Annotated in this window: 17 protein-coding genes; 3 read left to right on the forward strand and 14 right to left on the reverse strand. The window is 72.0% G+C overall.

The window, feature by feature from the left end; genetic code table 11:
• Window positions 1-41 precede the first annotated feature (41 nt).
• The 5 genes from ABD901_RS16240 to ABD901_RS16260 form a co-directional block, all read right to left on the reverse strand.
• Complete coding sequence (locus tag ABD901_RS16240; RefSeq protein ID WP_345127559.1) at window positions 42-863, reverse strand: carbohydrate ABC transporter permease; 822 nt, start codon at window positions 861-863, stop codon at window positions 42-44.
• 10 nt (window positions 864-873) lie between these two features.
• The gene (locus ABD901_RS16245; RefSeq protein WP_345127561.1) at window positions 874-1,845 is read right to left on the reverse strand and encodes a carbohydrate ABC transporter permease; all 972 of its coding nucleotides are present in this window, start codon (window positions 1,843-1,845) and stop codon (window positions 874-876) included.
• Window positions 1,846-1,918: 73 nt separating this feature from the next.
• A complete protein-coding gene (locus tag ABD901_RS16250; RefSeq protein WP_345127563.1) occupies window positions 1,919-3,250 on the reverse strand; it encodes an ABC transporter substrate-binding protein in 1,332 nt (443 codons plus the stop codon).
• A gap of 46 nt (window positions 3,251-3,296) precedes the next feature.
• Entirely contained in the window at window positions 3,297-4,331 is a 1,035-nt protein-coding gene (locus ABD901_RS16255) for a glycoside hydrolase family 183 protein (protein WP_345127565.1), read from the reverse strand.
• 354 nt (window positions 4,332-4,685) lie between these two features.
• Window positions 4,686-5,615 carry a hypothetical protein gene (locus ABD901_RS16260; protein ID WP_345127567.1) on the reverse strand — a complete coding sequence of 310 codons (930 nt, stop codon included), beginning with the start codon at window positions 5,613-5,615 and terminating at the stop codon, window positions 4,686-4,688.
• Between the two features lie 127 nt (window positions 5,616-5,742).
• Here ABD901_RS16260 and ABD901_RS16265 point away from each other — a divergent pair, with 127 nt between their 5' ends.
• Window positions 5,743-6,081, forward strand: a complete 339-nt coding sequence (locus tag ABD901_RS16265; protein ID WP_345127569.1) for a PadR family transcriptional regulator — start codon at window positions 5,743-5,745, stop codon at window positions 6,079-6,081.
• Between the two features lie 31 nt (window positions 6,082-6,112).
• On the forward strand, window positions 6,113-6,982 hold the full coding sequence (locus ABD901_RS16270; protein WP_345127571.1) for a hypothetical protein: 870 nt from the start codon (window positions 6,113-6,115) through the stop codon (window positions 6,980-6,982).
• On the opposite strand, the gene ABD901_RS16275 is transcribed toward ABD901_RS16270, so the two are convergent.
• The 4 genes from ABD901_RS16275 to ABD901_RS16290 all read right to left on the reverse strand — a co-directional run bounded on the left by ABD901_RS16275 (window position 6,937) and on the right by ABD901_RS16290 (window position 11,692).
• Window positions 6,937-7,785: a PIG-L deacetylase family protein gene (locus ABD901_RS16275; protein WP_345127575.1), complete on the reverse strand. Its 849-nt coding sequence runs from the start codon at window positions 7,783-7,785 to the stop codon at window positions 6,937-6,939. The two genes, ABD901_RS16270 and ABD901_RS16275, sit on opposite strands and share 46 nt — an antisense overlap.
• A gap of 396 nt (window positions 7,786-8,181) precedes the next feature.
• The gene (locus tag ABD901_RS16280) at window positions 8,182-9,282 is read right to left on the reverse strand and encodes an alanine racemase (RefSeq protein WP_345127577.1); all 1,101 of its coding nucleotides are present in this window, start codon (window positions 9,280-9,282) and stop codon (window positions 8,182-8,184) included.
• Window positions 9,279-10,115: an amidohydrolase family protein gene (locus ABD901_RS16285; protein WP_345127579.1), complete on the reverse strand. Its 837-nt coding sequence runs from the start codon at window positions 10,113-10,115 to the stop codon at window positions 9,279-9,281. The genes ABD901_RS16280 and ABD901_RS16285 overlap by 4 nt, the downstream gene beginning before the upstream one ends.
• The gene (locus tag ABD901_RS16290; protein WP_345127581.1) at window positions 10,112-11,692 is read right to left on the reverse strand and encodes an N-acyl-D-amino-acid deacylase family protein; all 1,581 of its coding nucleotides are present in this window, start codon (window positions 11,690-11,692) and stop codon (window positions 10,112-10,114) included. Before ABD901_RS16290 ends, ABD901_RS16285 begins: the two co-directional genes overlap by 4 nt.
• Window positions 11,693-11,698: 6 nt before the next feature.
• Between ABD901_RS16290 and ABD901_RS16295 the strand changes: the two genes are divergently transcribed.
• Window positions 11,699-12,079: a RidA family protein gene (locus tag ABD901_RS16295; RefSeq protein WP_345127584.1), complete on the forward strand. Its 381-nt coding sequence runs from the start codon at window positions 11,699-11,701 to the stop codon at window positions 12,077-12,079.
• A gap of 8 nt (window positions 12,080-12,087) precedes the next feature.
• On the opposite strand, the gene ABD901_RS16300 is transcribed toward ABD901_RS16295, so the two are convergent.
• From ABD901_RS16300 to ABD901_RS16320, 5 genes are read right to left on the reverse strand one after another with little or no spacing between them, the layout of a single operon-like run.
• A complete protein-coding gene (locus ABD901_RS16300; protein ID WP_345127587.1) occupies window positions 12,088-12,954 on the reverse strand; it encodes an IclR family transcriptional regulator in 867 nt (288 codons plus the stop codon).
• 9 nt (window positions 12,955-12,963) lie between these two features.
• The gene (locus ABD901_RS16305; RefSeq protein WP_345127589.1) at window positions 12,964-13,938 is read right to left on the reverse strand and encodes an ABC transporter ATP-binding protein; all 975 of its coding nucleotides are present in this window, start codon (window positions 13,936-13,938) and stop codon (window positions 12,964-12,966) included.
• Window positions 13,935-14,915: an ABC transporter ATP-binding protein gene (locus ABD901_RS16310; protein WP_345127592.1), complete on the reverse strand. Its 981-nt coding sequence runs from the start codon at window positions 14,913-14,915 to the stop codon at window positions 13,935-13,937. The genes ABD901_RS16305 and ABD901_RS16310 overlap by 4 nt, the downstream gene beginning before the upstream one ends.
• Window positions 14,912-15,766, reverse strand: a complete 855-nt coding sequence (locus ABD901_RS16315) for an ABC transporter permease (protein WP_345127595.1) — start codon at window positions 15,764-15,766, stop codon at window positions 14,912-14,914. Before ABD901_RS16315 ends, ABD901_RS16310 begins: the two co-directional genes overlap by 4 nt.
• A complete protein-coding gene (locus tag ABD901_RS16320; protein ID WP_345127598.1) occupies window positions 15,763-16,722 on the reverse strand; it encodes an ABC transporter permease in 960 nt (319 codons plus the stop codon). The genes ABD901_RS16315 and ABD901_RS16320 overlap by 4 nt, the downstream gene beginning before the upstream one ends.
• Window position 16,723 lies beyond the last annotated feature (1 nt).

The raw sequence follows: 16,723 nt of genomic DNA on the forward strand, positions 1-16,723 counted from the left end.
TCACGGACCCGGACCACGGCGGACGTCGCGGTAGCTCGGATCTATTTGATGCCCGAGATGCGCACGCCGTTGACGATGAAGCGCTGGAAGAACAGCAGCAGCAGGATGGTCGGCAGCGACGCGAGCGCCGAGCCGGCCATGAGCAGGCCCCAGTCGTTGCCGCGCTCCGAGCGGAACGTGCCGAGGAACTGCATGATCTGCATGAGGTTGGGGTCGGTGATGGTGAGGATCGGCCACACGTAGGCGTTCCAGTACGCGAGGTACGCCGTGATGCCCATGACCGCGAACGGCGCGCCGGACTGCGGCAGGAAGATGCGCACGAAGATCTGCCAGGCGGAGGCGCCGTCGATGCGGGCCGCCTCCTCGATGGCGATCGGGACGCCGAGGTAGAACTGGCGAAGGAAGAACATCTGGGCCGCCGAGGCGACGCCGGGGATGATGAGCACCGCCATCGTGTTGAGCATCCCGAGCTTGCTGACGACCATGAACGATGTGAGCAGGATGGCCATCATCGGGATGAACATGGGCAGGATGCAGTACAGCCACCAGAGCCTCTTGCCGGGGAACTCCAGCCGCGCGAAGGCGTAGGCGGCCATCGAGTTCACAATGAGGCTCAGCGCGGTGAAGATGAGCGCGCCGATGAACGTGACCGCCATGGCCTTGGAGAACTGCGGGTCCTTGGCGATGTCGAGGTAGTTGTCGAAGCGCCACATGTCGGGGAAGAACTGGAACGGCGAGCGCAGCACCTCGGTCTTGCCCTTGAAGCCGGCGATCGCCATCCACGCCATGGGGAACAGCACGCTCAGCGCGATGAGCGCGACCAGCACCGCGGAGGCGGTGCGCTGCACCGGAGTCTTCTTCATCGCACGCCCCTCAGCCGTCGACGGACTTGTCGGAGTTGACCAGCCGGAAGATGACCAGCGAGATCAGCCCGAGGACGATGAACAGCAGCAGCGAGGCCGCCAGGGAGAAGCTCGTCGCATACGGGGTGAAGTCACGGAACCGGTTGAAGATGTACAGGTTGGGCGTGACCGTCGCGTCGACCGGGCCGCCGTTGGTCATCACCAGCGGCAGGTCGAACATCTGGATCGCCAGGGTGCACTCGGTCACCAGCAGGTACAGCACCACGTTCTTCAGCAGCGGGATGGTGATGGAGAACGTGCGGCGCAGGTAGCCGGCGCCGTCGAGCGCGGCCGCCTCGTAGTACGCCTGCGGGATGTCGAGCAGGCCGGCGAGCAGGATGAGCGTGGTGAGGCCGAAGCGCAGCCAGATGCCGGCGACCGCGATCGACGGCAGTGCCGTGTCGGGGTCGTTGAGCCAGTCGACCGGCCCGGCGCTGACGAAGCCGATGAGCCAGTTCGTGACGCCCTGGTCCTGGTACATGAACACGAAGATGACCGCGGCGATGACCGTCGACACGACGGCCGGCAGGTAGACGGTGGTCTTCACGAACGCGGCCACCTTGCCGCTGAGTGTCTTGATGAACGTCGCCAGCAGCAGCGACAGCACCAGCTCGGCGGGGACGGTCAGGAACGTGTAGTAGAGGCCGACGCCGAGGGCCTTCCAGAAGCCGCTGCTGGTGAGCACGTACTTGTAGAAGTCCAGCCCGACGAACTCCGACGGCTGGTAGAAGCTGATCTTGAACGTGCTCAGGTAGAACGAGTAGCACAGCGGCCACACCACGAAGATGCCGAGCAGGACCACCATCGGCGCGATCATCAGGTAGGCGGTGACGCCGTCCCGGCCGCGGCCCAGCCGGCCGCGCGAGCGGCGACCGGCCCGCTCGGCCGGCGCCTCGGGGGCGGGCGCCGCCTGCGCGATGCTCGCCGGGCTCAAAGTCGACACGGTCGACCCCCTTGGAATACGGGCGCCCCGGGAGCGCGGCGGGCGCGCTCCCGGGACGCCGGGGCGATGACGGTCAGCTCTTGGGGGCGGTGCCCTTGAGCTGCTGCTTCTGGATGACGTCGTTGATCGCGTCGTCGGCGGTCTTCATCGCCTTGGGCACGTCGGCGGTGTTCTTCATCGACGCCTCGACGGCGGTGCCGAAGGCCAGCGCAATGTCGAACGGGTATGCCGGCTCCTGCTTGCCGTGCGCGACGACCTGCTCGGAGATGATCTTCATGAACGGGTCCGACGTCGCCTCGGGGGTGCCGGCGAGCGCGGTGTCGACGGAGGTCCGCACGGTGTACTTCGAGAAGCCGCTCGTCTTGAAGAAGTCGGCCATGATGGCGGGGTCGCCGGCCAGCAGGTACTTGATGAAGTCCGCCGCCTGCTGCTTGACCTTGGTCTTGCCGTCGACGGTGAGCGTCCAGCCGCCGAGCGTGGCGGTGGGCTTGCTCGGGTCACCATCCAGCGACGGGAACGGCGCCACCGCGGTCTTCGGGATCATCGCGGCGTAGTCGGCCTTGAGCTGCCCGACGGCCCACGAGCCGTTGGCCATCATCGCGACCTCGCCCTGACCGTAGGGCTGGGCGTCGGGGTAGCCGACCTTCGGCTGGCGGGGCATCGTGTTGCCCTGGAACAGCGACTTGTAGAACTCGGCGACCTTGGCGAAGCACGGGTCGGTGGCGCGGGCCTTCGACCAGTCGTCGGCGATCGGCAGGTAGCCGCAGGCGTTGTACTGCAGGCCCCAGCTCGACCAGGCGATGTCCGCCGCGGTCGAGGCGATGGTCATGCCCTTGACGTTGCCGGAGGTGAGCTTGGTGGCCCAGGTGACGAGGTCGGCCCACGTCTTGGGCGGGCTGGCCGGGTCGAGGCCGGCGGCCTTCACCAGGTCGGTGCGGTAGTACAGCACCGTGGAGGGCTCGACCAGCATCGGGTAGGCGTAGTGCTTGCCGTTGATGGTCACGAAGCTCTTGACGTTGTCCTTGATGTCGGACCACGCCTCGGCCGGCAGCAGCCCGTCGAGCTCGGAGAACTGGCCCTGCGCCGCACCGGCGGCGATGTTGCCGTAGCTGGTCGTGGCGACGTCCGGCGCCTTGCCCGCGGCCTGCGCGGCCTTGAGCTTCTGCTGCCAGGTGTCGGCCGGCACGACCTGGTAGTCGATCTTTACCTTGCTCTGCGACGCGTTGTACTGGTCCACGTACTTCTTGAACCAGGCCTGCTGGTAGTCCTCGAACTTCTGCTGCCAGAACGTCACCACGGCCTTGCCGTCGCTGCTCGCCCCGCCGCCGCTGTCGCCGCAGCCGGCGAGTGCGGCGGCGGCAAGGACAACGGCGGTCAGCGCGGCCGTAAACTTCGTGCGAGTCACGTGCCACTCCTCCTCAATGCGCGATTCAATCAAAACAGCGGCGGAACTATTTGCGGTCGGATCGCACCAGGTCGGCCCGGTACCAGAACACGTTGTAGGGACCCCACAGCGACAGCGCGAAGTAGACGGTGCGTCCGTCGCCGCTCACGCGCGGCGACAGGAACGGCGCGTACAGCCCGGGGGCGTCCGACTGCGAGACGAGCGTGATCGCCTCGCCCCACGGGCCCCACGGCGTGACGCCCTCGCGGATGACCGCGTCCTCGGCCGCGCCGCGGGTGTACGTCATCAGCCATCGCGACAGGTATGGGTTCCAGACCACCGACAGCTCGCCGGCGGTGTCCTCAACGACGGTGCGCGCCTCGGCGGGGTCGGCGCTCCAGCGCGGCGCGCCGGCGGCGTCGGTCCCGGCGAAGTACCGGTACGCCGCCTGGTTCTCGACGTCGCGCTCACGGACCTTCATGAGCGACACCGGGCCGAAGCGGCCGTGCGTGACGCCCCAGAAGTAGATGTCCCCGTCCACCTTCGCCGTGCTCACCTGGATGAACCGGCTGTCGCCGGGCCAGCGCGGGGCGTCGAGCTTGCTCCAGGTCTGCCCGCCGTCGGTGGACTTGGCGAACCCCGAGTAGTTGGTCTCCCACTCGCCAGGCTCGCCCCAGTGCCGCACCGACATGTACGCCAGGTACATGGCGCCGTTGGCCTCGAACCCGTAGGTCGGGATCGTGGTCATCTCGGTGCCGTCGGCCTTGCGGGAGTCGATCAGCTCCTTGGCCCAGCCGATGTCGTCCACGATGTAGCCGTCCAGGCGCAGACCGTCGGCGGGGTTGTCGTCGGTGGTGTACGCCAGGGTGTTGGACCGCCACTGCGTGCCACCACCGCCGGTGAGGCCGGGCTCGCGCTGTCCGAACGTGTCACCGAAGACCACCCAGGTCCTGCCCCCGGCCTCGAACATCGAGCCCAGGTCCTGCCCGGCGATCTCGAACCGGTCCGTGCGGTTCGGCGAGTCCGGCCCGGTCACCTGCGCGACCTGCCGCACCTGCGTCACGCCCGCGAGCACCAGCGGCTCGTCACCGGTCGCGATCATCGGCTCACTCCCCTTCGAGCAGCCCGCCAGGACGGCCGAGACCAACACGAACGCCCAGGTGGCGATGCATTTTCGAGGACCCATCGCCGCTCCCGGTCGGTCTCGGTTGGGAAGCAGTGAACCTGAAGAAATCGGTTTCGTCAAGAGTTCCAACGCGCGGCGCCTTCCAAGGCACTGAGCTGCGTAAAGAGTGCGTGAAACCGATTGCATGAGGCCACTCTCCGGGCCTGCCCAGAGCGCCGCGGCCCGGCCACCAGGCCCCTCGGGGACGGGCAAAAGCCCAGGTGGCCGCCGGTGTACCCGGGGCCGCGGACGCCCACATTGCAAATCGATTACACGCAGGTTACCCCCGGCTCAGGCCAGGGGCTCGACCGCGAACACCGCCTCCTGGCCCTGCTCGAAGGGCCGGACCACCTCGACGTTCTCGTAGGCGACGCCGCCGGGGATCGGCGAGCGGCTGGCCCAGTAGGTGTACCGCCCGTTGACCCACGCCTCGAGGCCCGGACCGGGGTCCTCGACGCGCCAGGTCTGCGCGGCCGGGCGCCCCTCGAAGTGCCAGTGCTCCTTCGTGCCGGGCGCGTACGCGGCCGCAGCGGGGTCCGCCTCGTCGGGCTCGGCGGTGAGCAGCGCGGCGCCGGCGGCGTCGCGCTCGAGGTCGTCGAGGCCGAAGCGGGCGTGCGCGGCGAAGCCCTCGCCGAAGCGGACGTCGCCGGTGAGCCCGTCGGCCAGGCCCGGCCAGAGCTCACCGGGCGTGACGACCCGCTCGCGCAGGCGCAGCCGGCGCAGGCGCGCCCAGTTGCCCATCGTCGCGGTCAGCACGACCCGCGACAGCGGCACCGAGCCGGGCGCGGCGAACGCGGCAAGGGCCACCTCGTGCGGCCGGCGCTCGTCGAAGCGGGCCCGGACGTACACCTCGGCGCCGTTGTCGAAGCGCTCGCACATGACGTACACACTGAGCCGGCGCACGCCGCCGGCGACGTCCTCGACGCCGTCGCACGGACCCTCGGGCTCGGCCGGGTCGTCGGCGCCCCAGAACCGCTTGCCCGGCTCGCTGTTAAGGGCGCTGGTCTCGAGCTCGGAGAAGCCGCGCTCGCTCGTGCCGGCCGGGATCGGCTCCACGGCCACGTAGTTCACCATGCGGCCGTGCGGGTGGCCGAGGTACGGCGTATAGATGCGGATGAGCCCGCGCGGGCCGGGCAGCGGCGCGAGGCCGATCTGCAGCCCCTCGGCGTGGCCCCATCGGGGGTCGCCGGGCGCGGGACGCACCCAAGGTCGGTCGGTCATCTGGTGCTCCGTCTCCCTGCATATGGATGTCGTCCGAGCCAACGTGGTGAAATCGATTTCGTCAAGGTGTCGTGACGCGTCGATGCGGGCCTGGCACATATACCGCGGCGTGGTATATGCTCCCGGCGTGGAGTCGTTGAGTGAGCAGTCGTTCATGATCCTGGCCGCGCTCGCCGACCGGCCCCGCCACGGCTACGCGCTGGTGACGGAGGTCGCGGCGCTGTCCGGCGACCGAATCCACCTGCGGGCCAGCACGCTGTACGCGGCGCTCGAGCGCCTCACCGGGCGCGGGCTCGTCGAGCCCGACCGCGACGAGGTGGAGAACGGGCGCCTGCGCCGGTACTACCGGCTCACCGACGCGGGCGCCGCGGCCGTCGAGGAGGAGTCGGCCCGGATGGCAGCGCAGGCCCGGGCCGCACGCCAGCGCCTGGCCCGCCGCACGCCACGCCTGGGCACCGCCGGATAAGGATTCGTCGCCAAGCGTTTGGGGGGATCGCATGGACGCGCTCGAGCGTCGCTATCGGGCTCTGGTCCGGCTGCTGCCGGCCGATCACCGCGCGGCACGAGGTGAGGAGCTGCTCGGGGTGCTGCTCGACCTCGACGACGGCCGCGCGTGGCCGAGCCCGCGCCAGGCGGCCGGCGTCGTCGGGCTCGCGGTGTGGCTGCGGCTCGGACAGGGCCTCGCGCTGCTGCTCTGCGGGCTGCTCGTCGCGGCGAGCACCGGGATCGCGGTGATGTGGATCGGCGGCCCCCGGCGGTGGGCCGTCGGCGACCCGGGCGGGCCGGCCTGGCCCACGGTGGTGGCCGCGGCCGTGCCGGTCGCGCTCGCGCTCGCGGCCGCCGCGGCGTGGAGCCCGGGGCGGCGGCGGCTCACGGCGTGGCTGCTGGCCGCCGAGCCGCCGGCGGCACTGGCCGCGATGATGTTCGACGCGCGTACGGTACCGCTCGTCACGCTGCCGGCGGTGCTCGCCGTCGCCGCCTGGCTGCTGCCCGTCGCGCGGCCGCGGCGCGCCCTGGCCGCCTCGGTGCTCGCGGCGGCGGCGCTGTGGGCCGTGGTCGCGGGGGTCGGCCGGCCCGACGCGCCGTGGCCGATCGACGCCCGGGTCAGCCTGTTCCTCGCGGTGGCCGGTGCCGCGGCCGGCGTCGTCGCCGCGGGCCTGATGGTGCGCGGGGCCGGCCGGCTCGTGCGGGCCGCCGCCTGGTTGTCCGGCACCCTCGCGGGCCTGCTCGTGCCCAACCTCGCCTGGTACATGCTGTCCGGCCGCCTGCTGTGGCTCCTGCCCGCCGCCGTGATCGCCGCCGTCGCCGCCGCGGCCGCGGGTCACTCCGCGATCGGGTACTCGGCGCGCAGGTTGATCCGGCTGTAGGAGACGTGCCGGGTGAGCGGGTCGTCGGCCATCGCCGCCGGGGTCACCGGCAGGACGGCGTGCGTCTCGTTGTAGAGGCGATAGAAGCCCTCGGCGAAGTTCACGCCGGCGGCCCGTCCGGCCTCGCCGTTGGCCGACTCGATGAGCTTGCGCGCGAACAGCCCCGAGTACCCCTGGCTGTCGAAGCAGTCCATCGCCGCGACCTTGCGCCCGACCACCGGCGTGATGTCCACGAACACGTCGTTGCGCACGCCGAACAGGCTCAGGCCGTCGGTCGGGAAGACGGGCAGTGACGTCAGGAAGACCTGCTTGACGTGGTACTCGGCGCGACCGTCGAGGTTTCGCAGGTACGCACCGGCGCGCCCCAGCGCCGCCAGCACCGTCGTCGTGGCGACGGTGTGGGTGTTGGCCGCCATCACCGGGTTCTGCGGGTAGTCGCAGATGATGACGTCGGGCCGCTCGGCCGCGATCTGCTCGGCGACGGTCTCGACGAGCTCGTCGTGCAGCGCCGCGTCGCGGTCGTCCCGGTCGAGCGTGATGACCCGCGAGATCCCGACGATGTCGGCGGCGCGCTGCAGTTCCCCCTTCTTGAACGCGACGATGTCGTCGAGCCCGGCTCCGGCGATCGCCGCGTCCGGTGCGTCCTTGCGCCACTCCTCGGCGTAGCGGTTGGCGTGGATGCGGCCGCCATGGGTGAGGATCAGCGCGACGACCTCGTCGCCGACGTCGGCGTGGCGCGCCAGGGTGCCGCCGCAGTTGGTGATGGTGTCCGCCGGATGGGCGTAGATGGTCATGACCTTCATGCGCACCACCTCACGTGAAACGCCGTTCCATGTCAACAGCCGTATCGAGCACCCCCGCTAAATGCTGATAAGTCCGACATGTCGGGCGCGCCAGCGCCTGACATGTCGCGACCAAACGCTTCATTGTGCCTGCTTCGGCTGGTGGTGTGGGATGCGGCGTGAGGCCAGCCCGGGCTGGTCACCCGGTTAGGAGCAATGCGCGTCGGTGGCCACTCTCGTCACGCCGTGATGTGGATGCTGGTTCTGTTCGTCGAGCTGTGGCACCAGCAGACCGCCGGAACCGATACACCGTCGCCCTGGCCGGCAGCGGGGACACGCCTTGACGGCCGACCTCGAACCCGCAGCCGACGCGGCCCCCAGCGCGGGTGGCCCCGGCGCAGCTCGCACACCAACGCTTCAGTAGCGGGCGGAGATCTCCCAGCGGGCGACCACCTCGGTGCCGCGGACCGCGTACAGGTGGCTCCACATGTTCGTGGTGCCGCAGGCGTGGTTCGGGACCAGGCGGACCAGGTCGCCGACCGCGAGGCGCTCGGAGCCCTCGTCGAGCAGGAAGCCGTGCTCCTCGTTCGCCTCGGCGAAGGCGACCGACGGGCGCAGGGCGCCGGACAGGTCGCACACCAGGCCGACCGAGCCCGCGGCGGCGATCGTGTCGGAGCTCATCGCCTTGATGCCGGCGTCGATGATGGCGCGGCCGGGGCGCTGCACCGATACCACCCGGCCGAGGACGGTGAGGGCGCAGTCGTCGAGGGTGCAGCTGCCGAGGCGGATCTGGTTGGCGTCGTAGTAGACGTAGGTGCCGGGGCGGCCCTCCGTCACGCCCGGTGCGAACGGGGCCGAGGTGGCGCCGGGGGTCGAGCCGACCGAGACGACGTCGATCGCGTGGCCGGCGGCACGCAGGGCGTCGGCGAGCTCGGCCAGGCGGGCGCCCGCGGTCCGGCCGGCCTCCTCCAGCGAGGCGCGGTCGGGCATGGTGGCCAGGTGGCCCTCGTGGGTCAGCAGGCCGCGCAGGCGCAGTGCCGGCAGTGCCGCGATGGCCGTGGCGGTCTCGACGACGCGCCCGGGCTCGACGCCGAGGCGCGCGTGGCCGGTGTTGACCTCGAGCACGAACGGCACGGTGACGCCGGCGGCGGCCGCCGCGGCCGACAGGGGCGCGGCCGCCTCCAGGGAGTCCAGTGCGACGGTGAGGCCGCCGCCGTCGGAGGCGATGTCCACGACGAAGGCGACCTTCGCCGGGCCGACCGGGGCGTGCGCCCACAGGAGGTCGGCGACGCCGGCCGCGCGCAGCCAGGCGACCTCGGCGGGGGTCGAGCACGTCATGCCGCCGGCGCCGGCGGCGAGCTGGCGCTGTACCACGTCCAGGCATTTGGAGGTCTTCGCGTGCGGGCGCAGTGCCACGCCCGCGGCCGCGAACGCGCCCGCCATGCGGGCGATGTTGCGCTCCAGGCGGTCGAGGTCGACGACCAGGGCTGGGGTGGGCAGCTCGTGCAGGGACGTCATGCCGTCAGCCCCAGTGCCTCGCGGGGGTCGCCGTCGATCAGCCACTCGATGGTGGCGGGCTCGATGCGCGGCAGGCCGCCGGGGTTCATGGCGCCGAGGGCGCGCAGGCCGGCCACCGCGTCGGCGGGCGTCCACATCGGATAGTCGGAGCCGAACAGCAGCTTCGGGACCACGCCCCATTCCTGCGCGCGGACCAGGGCCATGAAGCCGTCCAGCGGGCGGGCCCAGCTGGCGGAGACGTCGCCGAAGACGTTGCGGTTCTTGCGCAGCACGACGATCGTCTCGCGCTGCCACGGGTGGCCGAGGTGGGCGATGATCTGGCGCAGGGCGGGGTGGCGGCGGGCGACGTCGTCGACGAGCAGCGGGTTGGACAGCTCCAGGCGGCCCTCGGGGCTCGGGGTGGTGCCCATGTGCCACAGCACGATGAGGCCGGCCTCGGCGGCGGCGGTGAAGAACGGGTCGTGTGCCTCGTCGCGCGGGTCGAAGTGGGCGAGGATCGGGTAGAGCTTCACGCCACGCAGGCCGCGGGCGATGCCGTCGGCGAGCTGGTCCATGACGTCGGGGTCCGAGAGGTCCAGGGCCATGAAGCCGACCGTGTTCGTGCTGGTCTGCTCGCAGAAGCGCTGCACGTACTCGTTCGGGGTGATGACGCCGGCGCGGGTGGCGCGCATGCCGAAGACGAAGGCGAGGTCCACGCCGGCCGCGGCCATCGCCTCGTCGTACTGCTCGGGGCTGCGGTCGGCGTACTCATGCCCGTAGACGGGCTGCCAGTTGCGGTGCCACTCGCAGCCCCAGTGCTCCGACAGGTGGCAGTGAGTGTGTACGTCGATCATCCAGTGGTTCCTCTCGTGCGGTGCAGAACCCGGCCCGCCCGCCGGCCGGTGTGCGCGCCGCGCTCGACGGTCGGCGCGCCGCCGACGAGCACGAGGTCGATGCCGGCGGCCAGCTGGTGCGGTGCGGTGAACGTGGCGGGCCCGGCGATGGCGGCCGGGTCGAAGACGACGACGTCGGCGGGTGCGCCGGTGCGCAGCACGCCGCGGTCGGGCAGGCCGATGAGGCTCGCCGGTGCCGAGGTGCAGCGGCGGATCGCGTCGGGCAGGTCTGTGGCGTAGCGCTCGAGGTACCGCGGGAAACACCCGTAGCTACGGGGGTGCGGCATCCCGGCACCGGTGACCCCGCCCGGGTCGAGGGCCAGCCCGTCGGAGGCGACGACGGCGTCGGGGTGGGTGAGCACCGCCCGCAGGTCGTCCTCGCTGCGCCCGCCCGCGGTCATCATGACGCCGGCGCCGAGCTCGGCCAGCAGGTCCAACGCCGCGCCCGCGCCGCCGAGGTCGGCCACCGTGCGCCCGACGACCGGGTCGGCGTCGCCGCGGCTGGTCCAGCTGACGGTGATCTCCTCCCAGCCGGTGGGCCGGTCGGCCCAGCCGGCCACGATGCGCTCGCGCACGCCGGCGTCGCGCAGGCGGGGCGCCCACGCCGAGGCGCCGCCCTCCTGCGCCCAGGCGGGCAGCAGCTGGGACAGGGGCGCGTTGCCGTGCAGGTACGGGTAGATGTCCACGCCGACGCGCAGCCCGTCGGCGTTGGCCGCCTCGACGAGGTCGAGGGCGCGGCGCACGGTGCCCCAGTTGCGCCGGCCGACGGCGGCCAGGTGCGAGATCTGGGTGCGGCAGCCGGTGGCGCGCGCGACCCGCAGCGCCTGCGCGACGGAGTCGAGCAGGCCGTCGTCGTAGCTGCGCACGTGCCAGGTGAACACCGCGCCGGCGGCGGCGATCACCCCGGCGAGCGCCGTGAGCTCCTCCTCGCGCACGTACGTCAGCGGGGCGTACACCAGGCCGGTGGACAGGCCCAGGGCGCCCGCGTCGAGGGCGTCGGCGAGCAGCCCGCACATCCGGTCGAGCTCGTCGGATCCGGCCGGGCGGTCGTCGAAGCCGCACACGGCGGCGTGCAGCGCGACGTGGCCGACGAGCGCGGCGACGTTGAGCGAGGGGCGGGCCGCGGCGACGGCGGCGAGGTAGCCGGGCAGGTCGTGCCAGTCCAGCGCGACGGCGGGGTCGAGGTCGAGGTCGAGGTAGCTCACGGCCTGCCGGATGGCGGCGACGTCGGCGCCGGGCGGCAGCGGCGCGACGCCGAGGCCGCAGTTGCCGACGACCTCGGTGGTGACGCCCTGGTGCACCTTGCTCAGCGCCCGCGGGTCGGACAGCAGGGTGAGGTCGGAGTGGGTGTGGATGTCGACGAAGCCGGGGCACACCACCCGGCCGGTGGCGTCGAAGACCGGGCCGTCGGCGCGCAGCCCGGGCCCGATCGCGGCCACGACGCCGTCACGGACCAGCACGTCGGCGACGACGCCGGGCGCGCCGGTGCCGTCGAGCACCGTGCCACCCTGGAGCAGCAACGTGGAATGTGGTTCCATGCTGACATGATCGAACGTTTCCATCCCGCCTCCTTCGCGCCCGTCGCCGTGCCGCTGTCACACGCCACGAAGGCCGGCGGCTTCGTCTTCGTCTCCGGCCAGGTCGCCACCGACGCCGAGGGCAACATCCGCCTCGGCGACTTCGCCGACGAGGTCAACCTGACGCTCGACAACGTCGAGACGGTCCTCGCCGCGGCCGGCGCCCGCGTGGACCAGATCGTCAGGGTCGGCGCGTTCCTGTCCAACGCCACCCTGTTCGCGCAGTTCAACGAGGTGTACGCCCGCCGCTTCGGCGCCGCGCCGCCGGCCCGCACCACCGTGGTGGTCGACTTCGGCCGCGCCGACGTGCGCGTCGAGGTCGAGGCCATCGCCTACGTCGGCGAGTAGCCACCCGCTCATGCGCCGCCGCCGGTCTTCCCGGCGGCGCGCAGCGAGCGGTGCACGATGCGCAGCGCCGCGGCGAAGTCGGGGTCGTCGGGCATGGCCTTGGCGACCTCGTCCAGCGCGGCCACGTACTCCTGCTGCCGCCCGGCCGTGAACTCCCCCGCCGGCCCCGAGACGCTCACCGCGGCCAGGAGGTCGCCGCCGAGGCGCACGCCGACGGCGACGCAACGCAGGCCGGTGCTGCGCTCGTTGTCGTCGAGAGCGTAGCCGCGCTTGGCGGTGCGCCGCAGGTCCTTGCGCAGGTCGGCGAGGGTGGTGAGGGTGTTCTCGGCGAACGACGGGAACGGCTCGGCCGGCAGGATGTCCGCCACCCGCTCCTCCGGCAGCTCCGAGAGCAGCATCTTGCCCAGGCCCGTGCAGTACGTGTGGTCGCGGGCCCCGAGGGCGGTGGTGAAGCGCAGCGGGCGGTCCGGCTCGGCGACGCAGATGTGCAGCACCTGGTCGCCGTCGAGCACGCCGAGGTTGGCGGTCTGGCCGGTGCGCTGGGCGACCGGCCCGAGGTACGCCTCGGCGACGACGGTCAGGTCGAGCGCGGAGACGTAGGCGCTGGCGAGGCGCTGCACCTTGTGGCCGAGGCGGTACGAGGGCCGGTCGTCGACCCGCACCACGTACTCCATCTCGGCGAGCACCGCCAGCAGCCGCACCAGCGTGCTCTTGGGCAGCGAGGTGCTCTCGCTGAAGTCGTTGACCGTGAGCGGCTCCGGCTCCGCGGCGAGCATCTCCAGCAGCGCCAGGCCCCGCGCCAGCGCGGCGGCGTGGTAGTTGGCCGACGCGGGCCGGGCGTCGTCGACGGGCACCGGGCGGGTGACACGGGCCATGGCGGACTCCTACTCGGGAAAGTGGCAGGCGCTGGGGTGTCCGGATCCGATCCGGTCGATCAGGGCCGGTGCTTCCTGCGCACAGACATCCTGAGCCTTCCAGCATCGGGTACGGAAGCGGCAGCCCGACGGCGGGTCCGCCGGGCTCGGCACATCGCCGGTGAGCGTGATGCGCTCACGCCCCTTGCGCCCCACCGGCGTCGGCACCGGGATCGCCGACAGCAGCGCCTGCGTGTAGGGGTGGTTGGGGCGCGTGAAGATGTCGGCGCGGGTGCCGGTCTCCACGATCGTGCCGAGGTACATGACCGCGACGCGGTGCGAGATGTGGCGCACCACCGACAGGTTGTGCGAGATGAACAGGTACGCCAGCCCCAGCCGGTCTTGCAGGTCCCGCAGCTGGTTGACGACCTGCGCCTGCACGGACACGTCCAGGGCGCTGACCGGCTCGTCGAGCACCAGCAGCCGCGGCTGCAGGGCCAGGGCCCGGGCCAGGCCGACGCGCTGGCGCTGGCCGCCGGAGAACTCGTGCGCGTAGCGGCGGGCGTGCTCGGGGCGCAGCCCGACGAGCGCGAGCAGCTCGGCAACGCGGTCCGGCCCGCCGTCGCGGTAGCGGCCCTGCACCCGCAGCGGCTCGGCGACGATCTCGTGGACGGTCATCCGCGGCGACAGCGACGCGTAGGGGTCCTGGAACATGATCTGGATGTCGCGGCGCATGTGGCGCAGCCGCGACTGCGGCAGCCGGGCCAGGTCCTCGCCCTCGAACAGGATCCGCCCGGCGGTCGGCTCGAGCAGCCGCACGAGCAGCCGGCCGGCGGTCGACTTGCCGCAGCCGGACTCCCCGACGAGGCTCAGCGTCTCCCCCGCCGCCAGCTCCAGGTCGACGTCGTCGACGGCCCGCACGGCGCCGACCTGGCGGCGCAGCACGCCCCGGCGGATCGGGAAGTGCTTGCTCAGCCCCTCCACCTTGAGCAACGGCTCGCTCATGCCAGCTCCTCCTGGAAGTGACAGGCGCTGCGGCGCCCGTCGCCGATCTCCAGCAGCGCCGGGCGCTCGGTCCGGCAGCGGTCCCGGGCGATGGCGCAGCGTGGGTGGAACGGGCACCCGGGCGGCGGGTCGGCCATGTTGGGCGGGTTGCCCGGGATGGGGTCCAGCCGGTCCGTGTCGGCGTCCATCCGCGGCAGGCTCGCGAGCAGGCCGAGGGTGTACGGATGCCGAGGCCGGTCGAACAGCTCGAGCACGCCGGCGGTCTCCACGACCCGCCCGGCGTACATGACGACGACCCGGTCGGCGAGCTCCGCGACGATGCCGAGGTCGTGGGTGATGAGCACGGTGGCGGCGCCGGTCTCGCGCTGCGCGCGCTGGATGAGCTGCAGCACCTGGGCCTGGATGGTGACGTCCAGGGCGGTGGTCGGCTCGTCGGCGATGATCAGGTCCGGGTCGTTGGCGATCGCCATCGCGATCATCGCGCGCTGGCGCATGCCGCCGGAGAACTCGTGCGGGTACTGCCGGGCCCGGTGCGCCGGGTCGGGCACGCCGACCATCGTCAGCAGCTCGATCGCGCGGGCGCGGGCGGCCCGCCGGTCCCGCTTCGGCTGGTGCAGCAGGACGGCCTCGGCGACCTGGTCGCCGACGCTGAGCACCGGGTTGAGCGCGGTCATCGGGTCCTGGAAGATCATGCCGACCGGGCCGCCGCGGATCGCGCGCAGCTGCCGCGGGGACAGCCCGCGCAGGTCCTGGCCGCGGAAGGCCAGGGCCGCGGCGCCGACCCGGGCCGGCGGCTCGCGCAGCAGGCGCAGGATCGACATCGCGGTGACGGTCTTGCCGGAGCCGGACTCGCCGACCACGGCGACGATCTCGCCCGGGTGTACCTCCAGGTCGACCCCGGCGACGGCGTGCACCACGGCGCCGTCGGTGTGGAAGTCGACGCTGAGGTCCTCGATCTTCAGCAACGGCTCGCTCATGTCTGCCTCGGATCCACGGCGTCGCGCAGCCCGTCGCCGATGAAGTTGACGGCAAGCACCGTGAGCGCGACCGCGATGCCCGGCGAGAGCCACAGCCAGGGCTCGGTGCGGATGACGGTAAGGCTCTGCGCGTCGGTGAGCATGTTGCCCCAGCTGGCCGCGGGCGGCTGCACGCCGAGGCCGAGGAAGGACAGCGTCGCCTCCAGCGCGATCGCCTGCGCCACGGCAAGGGTGGCGGCGACGCTGACCGGCGGCAGCGCGGCCGGGATGATGTGCCGGCGCAGCAGCCACATCGGCCCGGCGCCGGTGGCCCGGGAGGCGAGCACGTACTCCTGCTCGCGCAGCGACAGCGTCACGCCGCGCACGATCCGCCCGCACACCGGCCACTGGAAGAGCCCGATCGCGATGACCATCGTGACCACGCTCGGGCCGAGGATGCCGGCGATGACGACGATGACGACCAGCGACGGGAACGACATGAACACGTCGGCGAGGCGCATCACGAGCCCGTCGACCCAGCCGCCGAGCAGCCCGGCGATGCCGCCGAAGACGGTGCCGACGATGACGGCGAGCGCGGCCGAGGCGATGCCGACGCCGAGCGAGACCCGCCCGGCGAACAGCAGCCGGGAGAACACGTCGCGGCCGGTGGAGTCGGTGCCGAGCCAGTGCGCGCCGGAGGGCGACTGCCGTGCGGCGAGCAGGTCGATCTGGTTGGGGTCGTGGCCGGCCAGCGGGCGGGCGAACAGCGCGGCGAGCACCACGAGGAGCAGGAACACGACGCTGCCGACGGCGACCGGGTGGCGCCGGAAGCGCCGCAGCGCACCGCGCCGGGGACTCTCCAGGGTTGTCAATGCAGCCTCACCCGGGGGTCGACGAGGGTGTAGAGGACATCGGCCACCAGGTTCGACAGCAGCACCAGGATCGCGATGAGCAGCGCGAAGCCGATGATGACCGAGTAGTCGTGCTGGTTGACCGAGCTGACCGCCAGCTGGCCCATGCCGGGCCAGGCGAAGACCTGCTCGATGACCACGGCGCCGGCCAGCAGCTGCGGCACGCTGGAGGCGATGACCGTCAGCAGCGGGATCAGGGAGTTGCGGAACGCGTGGCGCAGCACCACCCGCCGCGGCGGCGCGCCCTTGGCCTCGGCGGTGCGCACGTAGTCGGCCTGCAGCTCGGTGATCATCGAGCTGCGCACATACCGCATGAACGGCCCCGAGTTGCCGAAGCCGAGGATCAGCGCCGGCAGGACCAGGTGCCGGATCGAGTCGAGCAGGCCCGGCGCGGACGGGTCGGAGATGCCCGACGAGGGCAGCCACTGCAGCTGCAGCGTGAACAGGTAGATGGCGATGAGCGCCACGAAGAAGACCGGGATCGACACCGAGCCGAGGCTGACCACGGTCGCGGAGTAGTCCACGAGGGAGTTGCGCCGGCGCGCCGCCACGATGCCCAGCGGGATCGCCACGAGCAGCGAGATGACCAGCGCGACGCCCATCAGCTCGATCGTGGGCCCGATCCGCTCGCCGAGCACCTCGGTGACCGGGCGGCCGTTGAGCAGCGAGTAGCCGAGGTCGCCGCGCACGGCGCCGCTGAGCCAGTGCCAGTACTGCACGAACACCGACTGGTCGAGGCCGAGCTCGTGGCGCTTCTGCGCGATGAACTCGGCGCTGCCGGAGTTGAGCTGGTCGGCCGGGACCTGCATGGCGATCGGGTCGCCCGGCGACTTGTGCACCAGGCCGAAGATCGCGACGGTGATCAGGAAGAAGACCAGCACGTTGACCAGCAGCCGGCGGACGAGGTATGCCCCCAAG

The sequence above is a fragment of the Dactylosporangium darangshiense genome (assembly GCF_039537565.1).
Lineage (GTDB): Bacteria > Actinomycetota > Actinomycetes > Mycobacteriales > Micromonosporaceae > Dactylosporangium > Dactylosporangium darangshiense.

What these genes read in the sequence shown, in the direction of transcription:
- ABD901_RS16240 (WP_345127559.1), bottom strand. Translation starts at nt 863, where the DNA reads ATGAAGAAGACTCCGGTGCAGCGCACCGCCTCCGCGGTGCTGGTCGCG.
- ABD901_RS16255 (WP_345127565.1), bottom strand. Translation starts at nt 4,331, where the DNA reads ATGATCGCGACCGGTGACGAGCCGCTGGTGCTCGCGGGCGTGACGCAG.
- ABD901_RS16260 (WP_345127567.1), bottom strand. Translation starts at nt 5,615, where the DNA reads ATGACCGACCGACCTTGGGTGCGTCCCGCGCCCGGCGACCCCCGATGG.
- ABD901_RS16270 (WP_345127571.1), top strand. Translation starts at nt 6,113, where the DNA reads ATGGACGCGCTCGAGCGTCGCTATCGGGCTCTGGTCCGGCTGCTGCCG.
- ABD901_RS16275 (WP_345127575.1), bottom strand. Translation starts at nt 7,785, where the DNA reads ATGAAGGTCATGACCATCTACGCCCATCCGGCGGACACCATCACCAAC.
- ABD901_RS16280 (WP_345127577.1), bottom strand. Translation starts at nt 9,282, where the DNA reads ATGACGTCCCTGCACGAGCTGCCCACCCCAGCCCTGGTCGTCGACCTC.
- ABD901_RS16285 (WP_345127579.1), bottom strand. Translation starts at nt 10,115, where the DNA reads ATGATCGACGTACACACTCACTGCCACCTGTCGGAGCACTGGGGCTGC.
- ABD901_RS16290 (WP_345127581.1), bottom strand. Translation starts at nt 11,692, where the DNA reads ATGGAACCACATTCCACGTTGCTGCTCCAGGGTGGCACGGTGCTCGAC.
- ABD901_RS16295 (WP_345127584.1), top strand. Translation starts at nt 11,699, where the DNA reads ATGATCGAACGTTTCCATCCCGCCTCCTTCGCGCCCGTCGCCGTGCCG.
- ABD901_RS16300 (WP_345127587.1), bottom strand. Translation starts at nt 12,954, where the DNA reads ATGGCCCGTGTCACCCGCCCGGTGCCCGTCGACGACGCCCGGCCCGCG.
- ABD901_RS16305 (WP_345127589.1), bottom strand. Translation starts at nt 13,938, where the DNA reads ATGAGCGAGCCGTTGCTCAAGGTGGAGGGGCTGAGCAAGCACTTCCCG.
- ABD901_RS16310 (WP_345127592.1), bottom strand. Translation starts at nt 14,915, where the DNA reads ATGAGCGAGCCGTTGCTGAAGATCGAGGACCTCAGCGTCGACTTCCAC.